The following is a 16,212-nucleotide window of genomic DNA, read 5'->3' on the forward strand; positions in this document are numbered from 1 at the left end:
TGCTCCCCAAAATCGACGGTCAATCAAACGGATGTCGCCAGCGGCCGGGCGGCGGCCGGTTGCGCGGAAACAACGTGGGCGCGACTGCCGCGTCCGTCGCGCCAGAACGCCATATCGGCGTATTGCTCGAACAGATCCGGCGGCAGAATGGTCGCCCGGTTCTCCAAGGTCACTCGAGGTCGAATGCTGTGCAGGCCGGACAAGCCCAAATTGTTGTCGAAGGCCGGCGCGTCGTACTGCAGATTCGCGAAATCGTGCGGATACGCGGGCTCGCCGAGAAAATCGTAAATCAACGGCATCACCTTCTCGGGCGCCAGAGCCAGCAAATCGTAGTCGACGACCAGCAGCGAAGCGGCCTGCTCGCCGTAAAACGCTTCCTTCAGCGCCGACCAGGCAAAACCGACCAGGCGATTGCGCTGCGCCAAGGTTTCCACCCGGCTATACACGGTATTGCGCTCGACGTCGTCGGCGAACAAGCGGCTGTTTTCATAGGGGCTGGCCCGGTACAGCCGTTCCAGACTGTCCATGACCCAGGCCACGTTGCGGACGCAGGCAATGATCTTGGCGTCCGGGAACAAATCCAGCAGTGCCGGCAGGCGGCCGCACCAAGCCCGGTTGGTATCGAACACCACATCCTTGCCGGTCTCCTCGGCGTAATAACTGTCGAACAAACCGCGCAGTAGGCGGCGGCGTTGCGCGGTGGTCACGACCGGCCCCCACTCGCTACCGGCGCTGACCTGATCGAGCAAACCCGAAAAAAATGCGCCGACCGGACTGGTCATACCGGCTTGAAAGCGCGGATTCTGTTTCAGAATAGCGGCCAGCAGCGTCGAACCGGAGCGCGGCAGGCCGGAAATAAAGTGGTAACGATGACTCATTGCGAACCCAGCGCCAAGGCGCGGGCCGTCGCGTCGACAACCCGCGGCATATCGATATTTTTCATCAGCACAGTGTCGGTAACAAGTTCGCGAACGGGTAATGGGTTCGAAAAATAGTCGCAGACCGCGACCTTGTCAACCGCGCGGCGCATTCAAGCCGAACATCGGTATCGGATCTCACAGTAGCCTAGCTTTTCCGTTAGGAACGATTATGCTTAATGTCGCTTACGCTTTACAAAACTTCGGCGTTCGCCCGGAGAACAAGCTTGGCGGCTTTTTCCCGGCTATTTTTCGCAAAGACCCCAGGAGGTCCATCATGGCTGATCCATTTTTAGGCGAAATCCACATCTTCGGTTTTGCATATGCCCCGCAAGATTGGGCGTTCTGCAACGGCCAGCAAATGGCGATACAACAACAAAATGCACTGTACGCGCTGCTTGGTACAAGATTCGGCGGCGATGGCCGTAGCTTCTTCAATTTACCCAATCTGCAAGGCCGGGCGCCGATTCATTTCGGCGCCAATCCGCTGTCCGCTTCGCAACCTTACCAGATGGCGCAAACCGGCGGCACCTCTGGCGCCACGGTCCAAACCCAAACCGCCTTTAGTTTGACGACCGCCAATTTGCCGTCCCATACCCACTCCGCCGATCTATCGCTAGCCGGCATCAACGCCGCCACGGCCGTCAAGGTCTCTACCGGCGCCGGCGGCGGCGTTAATCCCGATGCCAACGCCACGCTGACTAACGCCCCAAACGGCCAGACCTCGGCCGCGGTGTTTCTGCCGGCCGCCACGCCGCAATCCAACCCGATCACGCTGGGCGGAGTGACGACCACGTTGAGCGGCAACGGCACGGTCACGGTCGGTAATACCGGCGCCGGCGCCCCGGTCAGCGCACCCCTGAACTTCAGCGTCCCGGCCGCGATGTCTCCCTATCTGGCGCTGAACTTCTGCATCGCGCTGAACGGCATTTTCCCGATGCAGCAATGAGTACCGCGAATCCTGATCCAAAAAATGCACCGATCGCCGACTTGAGTAGCGGGCATTTCCTGCCCTATCTCGGCCAAACCTGTCTGTTGGAAAGCGGCGCGGTGACGATCTCCACGGTCCTGGCGCGCGTCGACGAAAAACCCGGCGCCCGCTCGCCGAGCGGCGACCGGGACAGCCGCATGCCGTTCGCGCTGCTACTGAAAGGCGACGCCGATTGTCCGTATCTGGACGGTGTGTTTACGATGCGCATCGCCCAAGCGTTCGAGGTTCCCGGCATTTACCTGAGCCGGGTCTTGAACGCCGGCCCGCAACCGGCGGCGTTGTTTCAAGCAGTGTTTAACTGACATGAGCGCGCATACCTACCGACGCGAACGGCGAAAAAGCTCGGTTCAACCCCAGCGGCGACGGCGATGGCGCTAGCGCCATCGCCGGCCGGCTTGAATCTGAGGCCGCAACGCGACAATGACGCGACCTTTCTAGCCGGCCTGTACCACAGCTTGCGCGACGACTTGCGCCTGCTCGACGCCGAGCGCGATTTCGTCGAGGAACTGATCGAAATGCAGTTTCGCGCCCAGCGCGAAGGCTACGGTCAACAATTTCCGAATGCGATGTATTTCATCATCGAAATACATAGCCAAGCTGTCGGCCGGGTCGCCGTCGATTTCGGCCACAACGAAGTGCGTTTGATCGATTTAGCCTTGCTGCCGGCCGCCCGAAATCGCGGCCACGGTCGGGCGGTGATTCGCGCCTTACAGCAGGCGGCCGGACAGGCCCATGCGCCGTTGACGTTGGTCGCCGCGCTGGACAACCCCGGCGCCTTGGCGTTTTACGCCAAGCTGGGCTTCGGGCTGGCTAGAACCAGCGACAGCCACGCCTTGCTGGTTTGGTATCCGGGCGGCGCTTGACTCCCGTCCGGCCTAGTGGCGGTTTTGATTGCGCCAGTTATCGACGATGCCTTCCACATCCAAATCGTCCGGGCCTTCCCGCCAAGCGGTGAAGTAATCGACGTCGTTACTTTTGGGTTCGGGATTGGGCCGGTAGATTTGCACCCGGGTCGGCAGCGGCGCGGCCTCGCCTAGCACCAGGGCCTCGCCGCGCCCCAACGAACTCAAAATATCGGCCAGATCGCCCTCGGCTTCCGGCACTAGGCCGCGAATGTATTGCTGATCGTCCGGATTGGTGGTGCGTAAACAGATATACGAACTGCATTGCGCCAGCATGGTTTCCGATAATTCGGTCGGCCGTTGGCTGACCACGCCGATCGACACCCCGTATTTGCGGCCTTCCTTGGCGATACGCTCCATCATTTTGCGGGTGCCTTCGAACTGACTGCTTTTTTCACGCGGGATGTAGGCGTGAGCTTCCTCGCAAATCAACGTGATCGGGAATTCGCGGCGGCGCGGATTCCAATAATTGAATTCGTAAGCCAGCCGGCCGACTTGCGCCGACACAGCCGGCCGCACGTCGGTCGGCACCGAGCTGAGATCGACGACGGTGATATTGGCCTTCTTACGGCCCAGACCGACGAACTCGCGCAGCAATTCGGCCATGCTGTCCGAGGTGTTGCGCTTTTTCGGTTTCAATAAAAAGTCGTAGCGCACGTCGTTGAAGCGGCTTTGCATGCGCACCAAAAATTCGTCGAACTGGCCGAACAAGGCGCCCTTGGTCTTGCCGAAGTCCTTGCGTTCCTCGTTGGCGGCCTTGAACTGCATGTAGAGCTCGGCCAGCGAAAAGAAAATCGGCGTATCGATGGACACCACGCCCAAGCCGACATTCTTGGCTTCCTTACGCTTGAGCTGCTGCAAAATCTCGCGCATGAAGGCCATTTGAATCGACGAGCCGGGATCGTCGCGGTCGATGAACAAATCCACCAGTTCGGCGTAGGTCATCATCCAATACGGCATTTCCAATTCCATCGCGTCGACGTAATTGACGCGCTCGCTGGGGAAGGCCGACTCGATACGGCCGTCCGGCGTCTTCCAGCAATATTCGCCGTGCAGGTCCAGCATGATCAAATGGGTCTTCGGCATCGCCGCGATCGTGTGTTGGATCAGACTGGTCACGGTCCACGATTTGCCGGAACCGGACTGGCCGACGATCGCGAAATGCCGGCCGAACAAGGCGCGCGGATCGAGGCTGAGATGGTAATCCTTGTGACTGGCGAGCTGGCCGATGAAAAATTGGTAGTCTCGGAACTTGGAAAAAATCGCGTTGATCTCGGCCAAGCCCACCGCATACACCGCCGCGCCGGGCGTCGGATAATGGCGTACGCCGCGGATGAACACATTGCTTTCGTTAAGCTCGCCGACCGGAATCAACGCGATAAAGCGGTCGGTGGCGCGGTTGCCGGCCTGATCGAAGCGGTCGCGCTCCCACATCTTGAAGACCAACGCCAGCACCCCGATATGCGATTGGCGAATCACCACGTAGGAACCCAAATGGCCGGCCAGAATCTCTTCATCGCCCAACCGGATGATCGGCGCCGCGGTGGCATGCTCTTCGACGATGCGGGCGTCCATGCCGTCGGCGCGCACCTCGGTCAAATAGGCGATCAGGATGTTGTCGGTGGTGTCACTCATGGCAATCTCGGCTGCGGAACAAGCTGGGCTAAGCTTAGCCGAAAATTTTCCGCCGACGCCGCCGGCTCTGTCGGCGATACGCCAAACCGGATCGACATTGCCGACAATGCCGGAACCGACCGACGGCCGGAAACGCCGGAGCTCGCGGATTCCCGGCGCTTCGGCGCCGAACGGCGCCGGGCGCGGATATTGCTTGACCTATAGTAGGTATGCTTAACTCGGCCCCATTGCCGACCGGCAAATCCGGTCCACCATTCGGAAATGTAAAGGCCGGGGTCGGTAGACGGCAAGCGCTCAGCGATCTGTTCCCCGCTTTGAGAAAGAGGGGGTAGTTCTTGTCAGATTGGAAGAAAGACCGTCATACCCGCCGGGAAGCGGGTATCCAGTGCCATGGATGGCGAGCTTCGAACCCTCCATGGCGGCTAGATTCGCTCCGCGCGCTAACGGGTCCGGCAATCCATGCCGGAATGACAGCCTTCGGTAAGGGGAAGCCTGAAATCTAACCAAGTTGAATTAAGTGAGGGACAGAATGAGCGGAGATAAAAACCAATGCGTTACCTTGTAATTCCCCCTCACCGCGCGCCCTCTCCCGCGAGGACAAGGGGCTTTTCCGACACCCTCCAAACGGGGACACCGGAATTAAGGCCGCTGGAGAAGCCCAGCCAAATAGTGACAGGCCGGGTGAATCTCCGCCGGCAGCACGCTGAAATGGGCTTAAACCCTGCATCAACCACTTCGATGAGGTCAACATGAAAATCGGCATTCCCAAGGAAATCAAACCCAACGAAAACCGGGTCGCGCTGGTGCCGTCCGGCGCGGCCGCACTGGTAAGCGCCGGCCACCAGGTCGTGATCGAGACCGGCGCCGGCGCCGGCGCCGGCTTTGCCGACGAACTCTATGTCGCGGCCGGCGCCGAACTGGCCCCGGCCGCCGCGCCGGTGTGGGACAGCGCCGACCTGGTCGTCAAGGTCAAGGAGCCGATTGAGCCGGAATGGTCGCTGTTACGTCCTGACCTGACCGTGTTTACCTACTTTCACTTCGCCGCCAACCGCCGCTTGACCGAAGCGCATCTGGCCTCCGGCGCCACCTGCATCGCCTACGAAACCGTGCAATTGCCGCATGGCGAGTTGCCGCTATTGACCCCAATGTCTGAAGTGGCCGGCCGCTTGGCGGTGCAGGAAGGCGCGCATTATCTGGAAAAGCTCTACGGCGGGCGCGGCGTGCTGTTGGGCGGCGTGCCCGGCGTGGCGCCGGCCAAGGTCGTCATCCTCGGCGGCGGTGTGGTCGGCACCCATGCCGCCAAAATGGCCGCTGGCCTGGGAGCGCAAGTCACGATACTGGACCTGTCGCTGGACCGCCTGCGCCACCTCGCCGACATTCTGCCGCCCAACGTGCAACTGCTGTATTCCAGCCGCCACGCGATTCTGGAACACATCGCCCAAGCCGACCTGGTCATCGGCGGCGTACTGGTCACCGGCGCCGCCGCCCCCAAACTGATCCGCCGCGAAGACTTGGCGACGATGCAGCCCGGCGCGGTCATCGTCGACGTCGCGGTGGATCAAGGCGGCTGCGTGGAAACCACCCACCCCACTACTCACGCCGATCCGGTCTATCTGGTGGACGGCATCGTTCATTACGCGGTCGCCAACATGCCGGGCGGCGTGCCGCGCACCTCGACGCTGGCCCTGACCAACGCCACCCTCCCCTACGTGCTGCAACTGGCCAACAAGGGTTGGCAAACCGCGTTGCGCGACAATCCGGCCTTGCTGAAAGGCCTGAACGTCGTAGCCGGCCACGTTACCTACCCCGGCATCGCCGACGCTTTCGGCATGGCGTGTTTGCCGCAAGAACAGTTTTTACAGTGACAGTCATGTTAGGAGCGGCGCCTTCGTCGCGACCAGGACGCCGCTCCCACCGACTGCAAGCCATCGCTTGGGACGATACGGCGGTTTCATGATCGTTGCTAGGTAAGTCGTTGGGCGCGGAAAGGAACCAGCCCTGCTTCGGCTCCGCTCAGCCTGCGTTCGCTGCCGGCGCCGGCGTCAAGCCGAAGCGACCGACTTCACCTTGCCGCTGGACATCCCGCGCCGCTTCGGTAGACTGCCGGCTCTGACCGAGCAGGAGGACAGCAGATGCAGGCAAGCGACACATTAACGGACATCCCACTCGCAGCGACAGTCTGGCAAACCAGCGCCGACCAAACCTGGCTATTCGAACCGCAATTCGAGACCCTGGCCTTCCAGAGCGAAGGCGACGACATCGGGCAGTCGACTATCACCATCAACCCGGAACAGCAACGCCAAACCATCGAAGGTTTCGGCTACACGCTGACCGGCGGCAGCGCCCTGCTGATCAGCCGGCTACCGGCCGCCGTCCGGCAAGCCTTGCTGGAAGAACTGTTTTTGCCGGACGGCGACGGCATCGGGGTCAGCTTTCTGCGCCTGAGCATCGGCGCGTCGGACTTGAGCGAGCGCAGCTACTCCTACGACGATCTGGCCGACGACGAAACCGATTTCGAACTGGCCCGATTCGACTTGCAAGCCGGCGACCGCGAAGTCGTGCCCTTGCTGCAAGCCATTCTGGCCTTGAATCCGGCCATCAAAATCATCGCCACGCCCTGGTCCGCGCCGCGCTGGATGAAAACCAACGCCGCCTGGGTCGGCGGCAGCCTCAAACCGGAATGCCAACCAGTCTACGCCGCCTACTTCGTCAAATACCTGTTGGCAATGCGGGCGCGCGGCATCGCCATCCACGCCGTCACCCCGCAAAACGAACCGCAAAATTACAAAAACGACCCCAGCATGGTCATGAGCGCCGAGGAACAGGCCGACTTCGTCAGGCTGCATCTGGGGCCGGCCCTGGCCGACGCAGGTCTGGCCGAGGTCGAGGTATTTTGCTGGGACCATAATTGCGACGTCCCCGAATACCCGTTGACCGTGTTGGCCGACGACCAGGCCCGCGCCTATTTCAGCGGATCGGCCTGGCATTTGTACGGCGGCGACATCGCGGTGCTGTCGCAAATCCACGCCGCCCACCCGGACAAAAAACTGTATTTCACCGAACAATGGGTAGGCTCGGACGGCCAATTCGGCGGCGACCTGCTCTGGCACGTCAAACACGTGCTGATCGGCGCCACCCGCCACTGGGCTAGCGTCGTGCTGGAATGGAATCTGGCCTCCGACCCGCACTGCCGGCCGCACACCGCCGGCGGCGAAGCCCGCTGCGTCGGCGCGCTGACGATAGACGGCGACCAGATCACCCGCAATGTCGCTTACTACATCATCGCCCACGCCGCCAAATGGGTCCGGCCCGGCTCGCTGCGCCTGGAAACCGACGCCGACGCGCTGCCCAACGTCGCCTTCCTGACTCCGGACGACCGCATCGTGTTGATCGTCCTAAACGACACCGCCGAGACCCGCGACTTCCGGATTCGCTACCGCGACCTCGACGCCCCCGCCAGCCTGGCGGCCGGGACCGTGGCGACGTATGTTTGGCGGGCGTAAAGTCGCAAAGTGGCCTGTTCGAAGCCGTCACCGAGCGACGCCGATCGCTACGCGCTACTCAAAATTGACGGCCGAGGGCTTTAGCCGCGAACGACTACATTGCAAACACGGATTTCCTTCAAAAACCGGCTATTTGCATTCTAGGCTTGGAAATTAGCGCTAACCCAAGTTTTAAATCACTCCGCATTGAGCAAACCTGGTTGGATTATTAGTGTTTCCAGTGAGCGGCTATGTGCAAATTTGCTAGGGAGTTATGCTCGTTACCGGCCATTAGCCGACCATCATCGAGCCTTGGTTTCAGTGACCGCATTGGAATGGAAAGCCGCCTAACCCGGCCAGTCGGGGTAACTATCCAATGTCGACATTTAGGACATTTTTTTGCCCAGGCGACTGGCCGGTATTCGGCGAGCAAATTAACACTATCGTTGCGTTACGAGGTTCCCAAGCACTCTTTGGAACTTATTAGCATGATGAAAGCCTTCCATAGCAGTAAGTCCATAATCAAATTTACGCAGATTGACGACGGCTCAATCCAACTAGGCTGGCAATTGCAGAGCCAAATAGCCATAACGCACCCGGAACCGGTACTGCAGCAACATCACCAGAAATAACGGCCCATGCCTCGTATTTATCAGTCTGGAAATATCTGCCTTGCCGACCGTTCCCGAAATTCACCCACCATGCATATACAGGGTTTGACAAATCCGGTGAACCTGACCAATAAGCATAAGCTTGGAGATTTTGAACCAGTCCTACGTTATTTTGCAGATACGGCGCTGAGCTACTGTAAGTTCCATTACCAAATATCCCAAAGTCGGAAGTAAAGTTGCCGTTGACATCAAAAGCAGGTTTCAAACCCAAATTGACGTAATACATATAACTGAGTTCCGAATACGGGCTATCTATGCTGAAACCGTTATCCGAACTACCGTTAGTCGCATAGGTTAGATTGTAGTTGGTCGCGCTACCGTCGATCGGCTTGATCGCTGGTAGTCGCCATTGATTGTAACCAAGGTAGTTTGCAGAGTTCATTGCAGAAATCCAATCTTGGGCAGTTGTCCAAGACATGGTGCCATTGGCATTAATGCCGGATACGCCGAAAGTATTGGTTGCGGCAAGATTGGCATTTTGCAGCCAGGTTACATCTAAAACCGTGTCATATAACAGCCCATTTCCACGGTCTATCAGCGCAGCATTGGCGGAGGAAAAAACGCGCCAAAAACCAGTGCCATGGCTACTGATTTCGTTGATTGTTTAAATGTCATATTGTCAAGACTCCCAAAATTTACAATAGAAAAAACCTTCCGTGGCCTTTTTCCTTGATGAGTGCGCTAAATTAGGCTGATTTACGTCGACCGAAACCGATCAAACCCGAAATTGCAGTACCGAATAACCAAACAGCACCGGGTATGGGGACTGGTGCTGTTGATGCGGTGAACACATAATTTCGGGTGGTCGGCGATTGGCTCATGCACGCGGCATTATCCGGACAGACGCCACCCAAGCCGATCAAGTAATACCCGGCTTTTAATCCGTACAAATCCAGAGTAGAACCATCCACCGAACTGGCGGCACCGCCATTTAAGTAAGGTGATGTCGTGTTCCACGCGCCGCCATTAGCGACTAAATCACCGTCCGAATTGGTAAAGGTCAAACCGTTCTGCGCGTACCCAACCCAACCGTTATGACCGGAAATAATGTTACCTGGCGACGCTAACTTATCGTTAGTGTGTACGCCACCATCGTTAGGGCCGCGTACCTGATTATATTTATGAAAACCGCTGCCGTTGACGATGGGGTTTGATCCGCTGGTCCAAATCGAAAAGCCGCCATAGCTTAAAGGGTCGGTGAAACCAGCGGTGAGTTTGAACTCGACGTTTAAGCGATTGCCTGCGGCGATATCGGACGCGCTACCAACCTGAATTGTGAACCAATCAGCCGTGTGTACCCAACCGAGGTTAAAGCTAGTACCGTAATCCGACCAAGATCTCAGAGGGGTTGAGTCGGTCTGGGTAATCGTCGTCCCCGTAAAAACGCCCAAATTTGTTGAACCGAATGCAAATGATTCAGCAGATACTGCCGACAATGCAGCAACACCTAAAATACTAACAATCGCTCTATCCAATTTTGTTTTCATAAAAACTCCTTGTGCTCTTTCCAAATACCAAATTAGAAACAGGCATTATTTACGGCGCAAACCTAATAAACCCAAAAGCCCAGTGCCAAATAGCCATACCGCACCGGGCACTGGAACAGCGGCAATATTGCCTTGATGTACCGCCCAAGCGAAGTATTGATTGGTTTTTGGATTCGTCGCCTGGCCGCCGCCACTCATATTGCCAATGAAGGCAGTGGTTGCATCGTATTCACTGGACCAATAAGGTTTGGTCATCAAGTCGTGCACTAAACCTATAACCGGGACATTGAAATTGGCGGGATACGTGCCGTTTCCATATGGCCCATCGTGATACGTAAAATTGCCAGAGGTATCGACCACGCCAATCAGACCCAAGTTGACATAAAGCATATACATCAACATCGAGTTCTGACTGGTAATGTTAAAACCGTTATCGGTACTGCCATCAAATGCTCTGGTCATGTTGTAGCTGACTCCATTCACAGGTAGGGCGGAAGCCAACTGCCAACCGCCATAATCGACATTTCGCACGGAATCGTGATACACAAGGTTAGTTGCCCAGGTGTTTGCCGCATCCCAGGTCATTCGACCCGTCGTCGTATCAACACCGGTTGCAGAATATCCCGTGGTGTGTGCGTAATTGGCATCCTGTAGCCATGTCACATCCAGGATGTTGTCGTACAATAAACCACCCCCCATATCTACTAAGGCAGCCTCCGCTGAGAATGAAAGCCCTCCAAAAACGAGTGCGGCGGCGATTGACTGTGCCGAGTTTTTAAATTTCATATTTTCTATACCCCAAACAATTAGCAAAATTAGACTTAAGTTGTCTTAAGTGGTGAGGCAGAAAATATGCCAAAATCAAATGACGCCCTAAAACCTTACAGTATCATGGATAATTCCTTGAACTGGGCTGGGCTGAGCTGGAAGGACTGCGTGAAATCACTTAAATCTATCGAAATTTAGGTGATATGACCTGTATTGCACCAAATACTAATATTGGGTTTTTTCATGACTGGGCGGATAAGCGAAGCGTCATCCGCCGATAAAACCGTCAAGCATCCGCTTCGCCCAATTCCAACAAGGCCAAGAGCGTAGACAGCCGCAAAGCCATCCGCACGCCGTCGGTGCCGAAACATCCAAGTGACTGATGGCTTGAAGGGCATCAATGTTATGCTTAGCCAACATGTTGGGGTTCGTTACCTCAACCCACGGCCCTTTATATTTTGATCGTCCGGTTAAGTGCTTTTAGCAGATGTAAGGTGGCCAAATTTGCCCACCATTGCAACCCGCGTGGGTACACGCTCTTGTTTTACTCAAAATGGAACCTTCAGTGTCTTGACTGGCTCACCCGGCCTGCCGTAGTCGAGAATATCCATTCGAAACCAATTGGGTTTGATCCCGCGAATGTTTTTGGTGGGGTTCAGGCCGATAAAGTCCTGCTCAATGAAGCTAGGGCTTCCGTACGCAACAAGCATGTCACCTACGGAAAACTGATCAATGAATTTTTGATCTGAAAGATTTCCAACTCCCCAAAACACCGCGAACTTTCCCTCTCCCCTAGGAGCCTGTCGGACTTAAAAGCCAATAGTCCATTCGGTAACTTGGTTAGATAAAATAGGTGGTATAGAAAGAACCAGCAACCGGGAGAGCCCTTGATGAGTCGATTCATTCCTGTCAACCGCCATCAAATCTATCTATTACCCCCTCGGTGGACGAATGGTTGCCGGAGGATCACTTGGCGCGTTTTGTCGTCGAAGTCATCGAGCAGTTGGATTTAAGCCGGTTGACGAGCCGCTATCAAGGTCGGGGTTCGGCGGCGCACCATCCGGCGATATTATTGGCACTGCTGGTCTATGGGTACGCCACCGGCGTGTTTTCCAGCCGGAAGATCGAACGAGCCACCTACGATTCGGTGGCGTTTCGTTTCTTGTCTGGTGATACCCATCCCGATCACGATACCCTGGCTCACTTCCGCAAGACGTTCCTGGTCGAGTTGGAAGACCTGTTCGTCCAAGTGCTGAGTCTGGCGCAAGCGATGAAGTTGGTGAAGCTGGGGCAAATCGCGTTGGACGGCACCAAGCTCAAAGCGAATGCCTCCAAGCACAAGGCCTTGTCCCACAGCCATATCGAAAAGCTCGAAGCACAGCTACGAGACGAAGTTCAGGCCTTACTGCAAAAGGCCGACGAAACCGACGCGGTGGACGACCGGGACGGCCTTGATCTGCCGGACGAATTGGCGCGGCGGGAAGACCGGCTGAAAGCCTTGCGTGAAGCGAAAGCCAAGATCGCCGAGCGGGCCAAACCGCGCGACGCGCAAGCCGAACAGGCATACGAGGACAAGGTGTCCCGCCGGGAAGCCCAGCGGCAAGCTGGCCAAAAGCCGCGAGGCCCGGAACCCAAGGCGCCGGTAGCCGGCCCCAAGCCCGACGATCAAATCAACCTGACCGACGAGGAATCGCGCATCCTGCCGAGTCACGAAGGCTTTGTGCAAGGCTACAACAGTCAGGCCGCCGTCGATGTCGATACGATGCTGATCGTGGCCACCACGGTCACGCAGCAGACCAACGACAAACAACAAGTTGAGCCGATGCTGGCCGAACTGAAAAAACTGCCCGACGCCTTGGGCCAAGCCGAAGCCCTACTGGCGGACACCGGCTACTTCAGTGCCGCCAACGTCCAGGCTTGCGAACGAAACCGGATCGAACCTTTAATCGCCATGGGCCGTGACAGTCATCATCGGCCGTTGGCGGAACGTTTAGCCCCGGATGCGCCGGAACCGACTGGCGACGATCCGCTGGAAAAGATGGCTTGGTACTTGAAAACCCGCGAAGGCAAAGCCCGTTATGCCAAGCGCAAATGCACGGTGGAACCCGTGTTCGGGATCATCAAACAGGTACTCGGCTTTCGCCAATTCTCCTTACGCGGTCTGGATGCGGTCACCGGTGAGTGGAAACTGGTGGCCATGGCCTTCAACTTGAAACGGATGCATATCTTGGCGAGGGTCGTCTAATGGTCGAAACGATTGGCCAGCAAAAGGCTCGATTGGCGTTATCGGAATCCAACGCCAAAACGCTCGCCTAACCAGTGGCAAATCCTTCCTTCGACCGCCGTCTTCGCTGAGCTGGATGACAACAGAAGTGCCGGTAAGTTAAGTCCGACAGGCTCCTAGGGGAGAGGAAGAATCTCTCCCGTTGAGCCCCTGCATCCTCAATCCAGTCAAAGTAATGGTGCTGTGCCGTGATGCGGACGGCCTTTGAAGCGCCGTCCCCTTTGTATTCGATTGCAGTGATTACACCTGTCCAAGCAACAAGTGCGTCGCGGAAGAGAGTTGGCTGTTCTCGGACTTGTTTCGGGAAAACATCACGCCGTGCCTGTTGATAGAAGCCTGCCTCCCACTGTAGTAGAGGCTGATACTCCCGCGAACCTGGAACCAAGCCAAAGCAGCCACCCAGAGCCACAGCAATAAAGCAGATCAGTGCAAACTTTATAAGGTGCATAGTGTGTTGTTCTAGCGTGGAAGTAGGCGGCCTGCGCGGCTTTTTGCGCAGGTCCGCTCGACTGCAAGGTTATGCGGCATTTGGATGCAACTCGTCATAAGTAGGGTCAGCGTGTTCCCACTGGACATCAGCAGCCGTAAGGCGCTGCACTACGACGTCAAAGTCGACTGCGGGTGGAAGGTTGAGGACAATGTAGGTGGGGTTTGCGCCCTCGTACTCAACGCCAAGCGAGATAAGAGTATCAAGCAATGCTTTTGATTCATTGCCTTCGGATACTGGTGGATTGAAGATGACTCGAATGGTACGGTTGCCGGATTTCGACAAGACGCGCTCAAACGTTGCCATGCCTTCCACAGAGTTGAGTGGAGCCAAGACGATGTCGTGTAGAGAAACCGAATACGCAAAGAAAGGCAAGTTGTCGATCTTATACCGGTCGTTGCCAAGGTCATAGGCCCAAAGCGATTCCACTTCGGCCGTCCCGTTTTCGTTTGGCACTCGAAAGAGGACTTTCGATGTGGGCTCGCGTGACTCAGACATGATGCGTAACGTTTGAGTTGAAGTAGGGCGGCGGCGGGCGAAGCCCGCAGCGAATCAGCAAGCGCAGCTTGCAGGTAGTCCGGTTGACTGCAGGGTTATGCATCATATTTTTGATGCACGATAGAGATCGGTAAGAAGAAACTCGTTACCGAGTTTCTTTACAAGAGCCGCAGAGCCATTTTTTTGCTTATAAGCTAGTTCGGGGCTGGTGATGCCGATGCAGCAAATTACATTGGCTTTGATGTCTTGAACATTAAACTCTGCAATTCGGCGAAAAAGAAACGCCTCAATTGACGAACCTTCAGGCGTAGCTGATCCGATACTCATTGTTTCTCCATCGTCTATTGGGTTCTCAAGGGTGTAATAAGCCAGTTGACAGATGATGTTCACTCCCCAGCTTTCATCGCCTTTATGAACTACGGCTAGTTCATAGTTACCAGCGGAGTTTGGAGCCTGCTCTGAGCCTATTAGATCAGCCGTTACATAGAGCCTTCCATCTGTGTATTTTGAAAACATCACCACATCTGGGTTTCCACCAAGGTCTTGCCCCAGATGAAATGGAATGGTTCCATGCAGCACAGTTTCATCATGTGGCCCGAAAGATTGCTCCATTCCTTTGACTCGGGCGTCCCAAAGCTCCTCCCAGCTATCTTCTTCTGACATAACTCCATTCCTTTGTTTCATAGTTGTATGCCCACCAACCTGCTTCACTTATATTTATCTCCATCAATATCTCAATTCGCAGCTCAGCCTTTTTGGGCATAAATAACTTTGCCGCTTCTTTTGCCTCTTCCATTGTTTAATAGTGAGATATTTCCCTATCCACGTAAAGCCTGAAGTTTTCTTCATTCATAGCGGTATCTAACGTTCAACATAACCGGCCGACGGAGGCCGAAGGCCGGAGCGAACCTGCAAGCGCAGCTTGCAGGCGGTCCGGTTGACGGAGGGGTTGGGCATCAGTCTTCGGCTCACTTTGCGGTCGCCACCTGCGCGACGATGGCCGCGACAGAAAGAACTAAAGCAGCGATAGACAGCCACAAAGACCAAAGCTGTCGAGAATGCTCTTCGTCTTTCTCCGCGAGAACCGCCGCAAGGTAGGGAAAGTTTACGCAGTGCCGCTCCGACCCGACCTGCAACGAGAAGAGATGGACCTTCGCTCCGCCGTCTTGTTCGTAGCGGTACTTAGCGTCGAGGTGGTAGTACAGACGTCCAAACAGTAGTTCCGGAAGACAGCCAAGACGTGTTGCAACGTCTGTGACGTTAATTGGGAGATAGGGGTCATATTTTCCACGAGCCTCCCCAAGTTCCCTTCCGGGATAAGCGTTTTGATACATCTCGTAGATGCATTCAAGAATGCGGCGATCGGTCGGTAGCGCGCTCATGATGCCCAACGTAATATATACGACATTTGATGTCTTATAATTCGGTTCGTATGTCGCATAACTCAAGTGATAAATTTTAAGTAATTGATTTGAAGCCAGTCCCGGATTTCAACGCCCCAACTGGTGTTGATAAAAACGACATTCTGACCGAAGCCCAAAAACGGCAATATCTTCCATGATAACCAGACGCTAGGCAATAAAATCAGGAACATTGTTGGGCTATCTTCTCTGGGTCTGCAATACGAAACTGAGCAGCCAATCAAAATCACACATAATCCGACCGCTTAGGGTCGAGACAAGACGATCGTGCCCTACCTAACCACGCCGATGACTTCCCGATAACCGAATTCCAAGCAGTTGATTCGACTCCATGACATCGATCAGCGGGTTGTTTCCAACCCTAATTTGCGAATAGCCCAACAACTTCGCGCCGGCTAGCATAAACCCCGCCCAATATTCGACGGTTTTCGCGATCCGCCCCGCCGTGGACGGCAAAATCGGGGACGTTGTCGGCCAATAGGGCTTGGAGCTCGGCAACGGCCGGGCCGTGGGTGGAAAAATTGGCGCGGTCGGACGAAAATCCAGTGCGGTGAACCGAACAGTTGGCGCGGTCGGTCGAAAATCCGCTGCGGTGGACCGAACCGTGGGCGCGGTCGGGCGAGAGTCCCGTACGGTAAACCGAAATGTGGGCGCGGTGGGACGAAAATC

At 56.1% G+C, this 16,212-nt stretch carries 15 protein-coding genes and 1 pseudogene; 7 read left to right on the top strand and 9 right to left on the bottom strand.

Annotated elements, in window-relative coordinates; all coding sequences use genetic code 11:
* Nucleotides 1–23 precede the first annotated feature (23 nt).
* On the bottom strand, nt 24–878 hold the full coding sequence (locus ACP4CD_RS09605) for a sulfotransferase family protein (RefSeq protein WP_426994375.1): 855 nt from the start codon (nt 876–878) through the stop codon (nt 24–26).
* Between the two features lie 316 nt (nt 879–1,194).
* Between ACP4CD_RS09605 and ACP4CD_RS09610 the strand changes: the two genes are divergently transcribed.
* The 3 genes from ACP4CD_RS09610 (at nt 1,195) to ACP4CD_RS09620 (ending at nt 2,771) form a co-directional block, all read left to right on the top strand.
* The gene (locus ACP4CD_RS09610) at nt 1,195–1,866 is read left to right on the top strand and encodes a tail fiber protein (protein ID WP_168027921.1); all 672 of its coding nucleotides are present in this window, start codon (nt 1,195–1,197) and stop codon (nt 1,864–1,866) included.
* On the top strand, nt 1,863–2,210 hold the full coding sequence (locus tag ACP4CD_RS09615; RefSeq protein ID WP_426994376.1) for a DUF6916 family protein: 348 nt from the start codon (nt 1,863–1,865) through the stop codon (nt 2,208–2,210). The genes ACP4CD_RS09610 and ACP4CD_RS09615 overlap by 4 nt, the downstream gene beginning before the upstream one ends.
* A 66-nt stretch (nt 2,211–2,276) precedes the next feature.
* Complete coding sequence (locus ACP4CD_RS09620; RefSeq protein ID WP_064028199.1) at nt 2,277–2,771, top strand: GNAT family N-acetyltransferase; 495 nt, start codon at nt 2,277–2,279, stop codon at nt 2,769–2,771.
* 12 nt (nt 2,772–2,783) lie between these two features.
* Here the strand turns inward: ACP4CD_RS09620 and ACP4CD_RS09625 are convergent, their stop codons facing one another.
* Complete coding sequence (locus ACP4CD_RS09625) at nt 2,784–4,445, bottom strand: ATP-binding protein (RefSeq protein ID WP_426994377.1); 1,662 nt, start codon at nt 4,443–4,445, stop codon at nt 2,784–2,786.
* Between the two features lie 749 nt (nt 4,446–5,194).
* Between ACP4CD_RS09625 and ald the strand changes: the two genes are divergently transcribed.
* Complete coding sequence (gene ald / locus ACP4CD_RS09630; RefSeq protein WP_071158663.1) at nt 5,195–6,310, top strand: alanine dehydrogenase; 1,116 nt, start codon at nt 5,195–5,197, stop codon at nt 6,308–6,310.
* A gap of 267 nt (nt 6,311–6,577) precedes the next feature.
* A complete protein-coding gene (locus ACP4CD_RS09635; protein ID WP_426994378.1) occupies nt 6,578–7,948 on the top strand; it encodes a glycoside hydrolase family 30 protein in 1,371 nt (456 codons plus the stop codon).
* A 507-nt stretch (nt 7,949–8,455) separates the two neighbouring features.
* Here ACP4CD_RS09635 and ACP4CD_RS09640 read toward each other — a convergent pair.
* The 3 genes from ACP4CD_RS09640 to ACP4CD_RS09650 all read right to left on the bottom strand — a co-directional run bounded on the left by ACP4CD_RS09640 (nt 8,456) and on the right by ACP4CD_RS09650 (nt 10,871).
* Complete coding sequence (locus ACP4CD_RS09640) at nt 8,456–9,199, bottom strand: DUF1566 domain-containing protein (protein ID WP_426994665.1); 744 nt, start codon at nt 9,197–9,199, stop codon at nt 8,456–8,458.
* A gap of 85 nt (nt 9,200–9,284) precedes the next feature.
* Nucleotides 9,285–10,085 carry a hypothetical protein gene (locus ACP4CD_RS09645; protein ID WP_064028187.1) on the bottom strand — a complete coding sequence of 267 codons (801 nt, stop codon included), beginning with the start codon at nt 10,083–10,085 and terminating at the stop codon, nt 9,285–9,287.
* A 45-nt stretch (nt 10,086–10,130) separates the two neighbouring features.
* Nucleotides 10,131–10,871, bottom strand: a complete 741-nt coding sequence (locus ACP4CD_RS09650) for a PEP-CTERM sorting domain-containing protein (protein WP_426994379.1) — start codon at nt 10,869–10,871, stop codon at nt 10,131–10,133.
* Nucleotides 10,872–11,347: 476 nt separating this feature from the next.
* On the opposite strand from ACP4CD_RS09650, the gene ACP4CD_RS09655 reads away from it, so the two are divergent.
* A complete protein-coding gene (locus tag ACP4CD_RS09655; protein WP_426994380.1) occupies nt 11,348–11,602 on the top strand; it encodes a hypothetical protein in 255 nt (84 codons plus the stop codon).
* A 141-nt stretch (nt 11,603–11,743) separates the two neighbouring features.
* Nucleotides 11,744–13,098, top strand: a pseudogene (locus ACP4CD_RS09660) (IS1182 family transposase).
* 556 nt (nt 13,099–13,654) lie between these two features.
* Here the strand turns inward: ACP4CD_RS09660 and ACP4CD_RS09665 are convergent.
* The 4 genes from ACP4CD_RS09665 to ACP4CD_RS09680 form a co-directional block, all read right to left on the bottom strand.
* Complete coding sequence (locus ACP4CD_RS09665; RefSeq protein ID WP_064028180.1) at nt 13,655–14,122, bottom strand: DUF4265 domain-containing protein; 468 nt, start codon at nt 14,120–14,122, stop codon at nt 13,655–13,657.
* A gap of 102 nt (nt 14,123–14,224) precedes the next feature.
* Nucleotides 14,225–14,785 carry a suppressor of fused domain protein gene (locus ACP4CD_RS09670; RefSeq protein ID WP_175463736.1) on the bottom strand — a complete coding sequence of 187 codons (561 nt, stop codon included), beginning with the start codon at nt 14,783–14,785 and terminating at the stop codon, nt 14,225–14,227.
* The gene (locus ACP4CD_RS09675; protein ID WP_426994381.1) at nt 14,769–14,918 is read right to left on the bottom strand and encodes a hypothetical protein; all 150 of its coding nucleotides are present in this window, start codon (nt 14,916–14,918) and stop codon (nt 14,769–14,771) included. The genes ACP4CD_RS09670 and ACP4CD_RS09675 overlap by 17 nt, the downstream gene beginning before the upstream one ends.
* Before the next feature lie 172 nt (nt 14,919–15,090).
* Nucleotides 15,091–15,504, bottom strand: coding sequence for a hypothetical protein (locus tag ACP4CD_RS09680; protein ID WP_426994382.1), 414 nt, complete (start codon nt 15,502–15,504; stop codon nt 15,091–15,093).
* Nucleotides 15,505–16,212: the final 708 nt, after the last annotated feature.

Origin of the sequence: Methylomonas stagni (assembly GCF_050154735.1) — a bacterium.
GTDB lineage: Bacteria > Pseudomonadota > Gammaproteobacteria > Methylococcales > Methylomonadaceae > Methylomonas > Methylomonas koyamae_A.

What these genes read in the sequence shown, in the direction of transcription:
- ACP4CD_RS09650 (WP_426994379.1), bottom strand. Translation starts at nt 10,871, where the DNA reads ATGAAATTTAAAAACTCGGCACAGTCAATCGCCGCCGCACTCGTTTTT.
- ACP4CD_RS09645 (WP_064028187.1), bottom strand. Translation starts at nt 10,085, where the DNA reads ATGAAAACAAAATTGGATAGAGCGATTGTTAGTATTTTAGGTGTTGCT.
- ACP4CD_RS09610 (WP_168027921.1), top strand. Translation starts at nt 1,195, where the DNA reads ATGGCTGATCCATTTTTAGGCGAAATCCACATCTTCGGTTTTGCATAT.
- ACP4CD_RS09635 (WP_426994378.1), top strand. Translation starts at nt 6,578, where the DNA reads ATGCAGGCAAGCGACACATTAACGGACATCCCACTCGCAGCGACAGTC.
- ACP4CD_RS09615 (WP_426994376.1), top strand. Translation starts at nt 1,863, where the DNA reads ATGAGTACCGCGAATCCTGATCCAAAAAATGCACCGATCGCCGACTTG.
- ald (WP_071158663.1), top strand. Translation starts at nt 5,195, where the DNA reads ATGAAAATCGGCATTCCCAAGGAAATCAAACCCAACGAAAACCGGGTC.
- ACP4CD_RS09665 (WP_064028180.1), bottom strand. Translation starts at nt 14,122, where the DNA reads ATGTCTGAGTCACGCGAGCCCACATCGAAAGTCCTCTTTCGAGTGCCA.
- ACP4CD_RS09620 (WP_064028199.1), top strand. Translation starts at nt 2,277, where the DNA reads ATGGCGCTAGCGCCATCGCCGGCCGGCTTGAATCTGAGGCCGCAACGC.
- ACP4CD_RS09670 (WP_175463736.1), bottom strand. Translation starts at nt 14,785, where the DNA reads ATGTCAGAAGAAGATAGCTGGGAGGAGCTTTGGGACGCCCGAGTCAAA.
- ACP4CD_RS09675 (WP_426994381.1), bottom strand. Translation starts at nt 14,918, where the DNA reads ATGGAAGAGGCAAAAGAAGCGGCAAAGTTATTTATGCCCAAAAAGGCT.
- ACP4CD_RS09605 (WP_426994375.1), bottom strand. Translation starts at nt 878, where the DNA reads ATGAGTCATCGTTACCACTTTATTTCCGGCCTGCCGCGCTCCGGTTCG.
- ACP4CD_RS09625 (WP_426994377.1), bottom strand. Translation starts at nt 4,445, where the DNA reads ATGAGTGACACCACCGACAACATCCTGATCGCCTATTTGACCGAGGTG.
- ACP4CD_RS09680 (WP_426994382.1), bottom strand. Translation starts at nt 15,504, where the DNA reads ATGAGCGCGCTACCGACCGATCGCCGCATTCTTGAATGCATCTACGAG.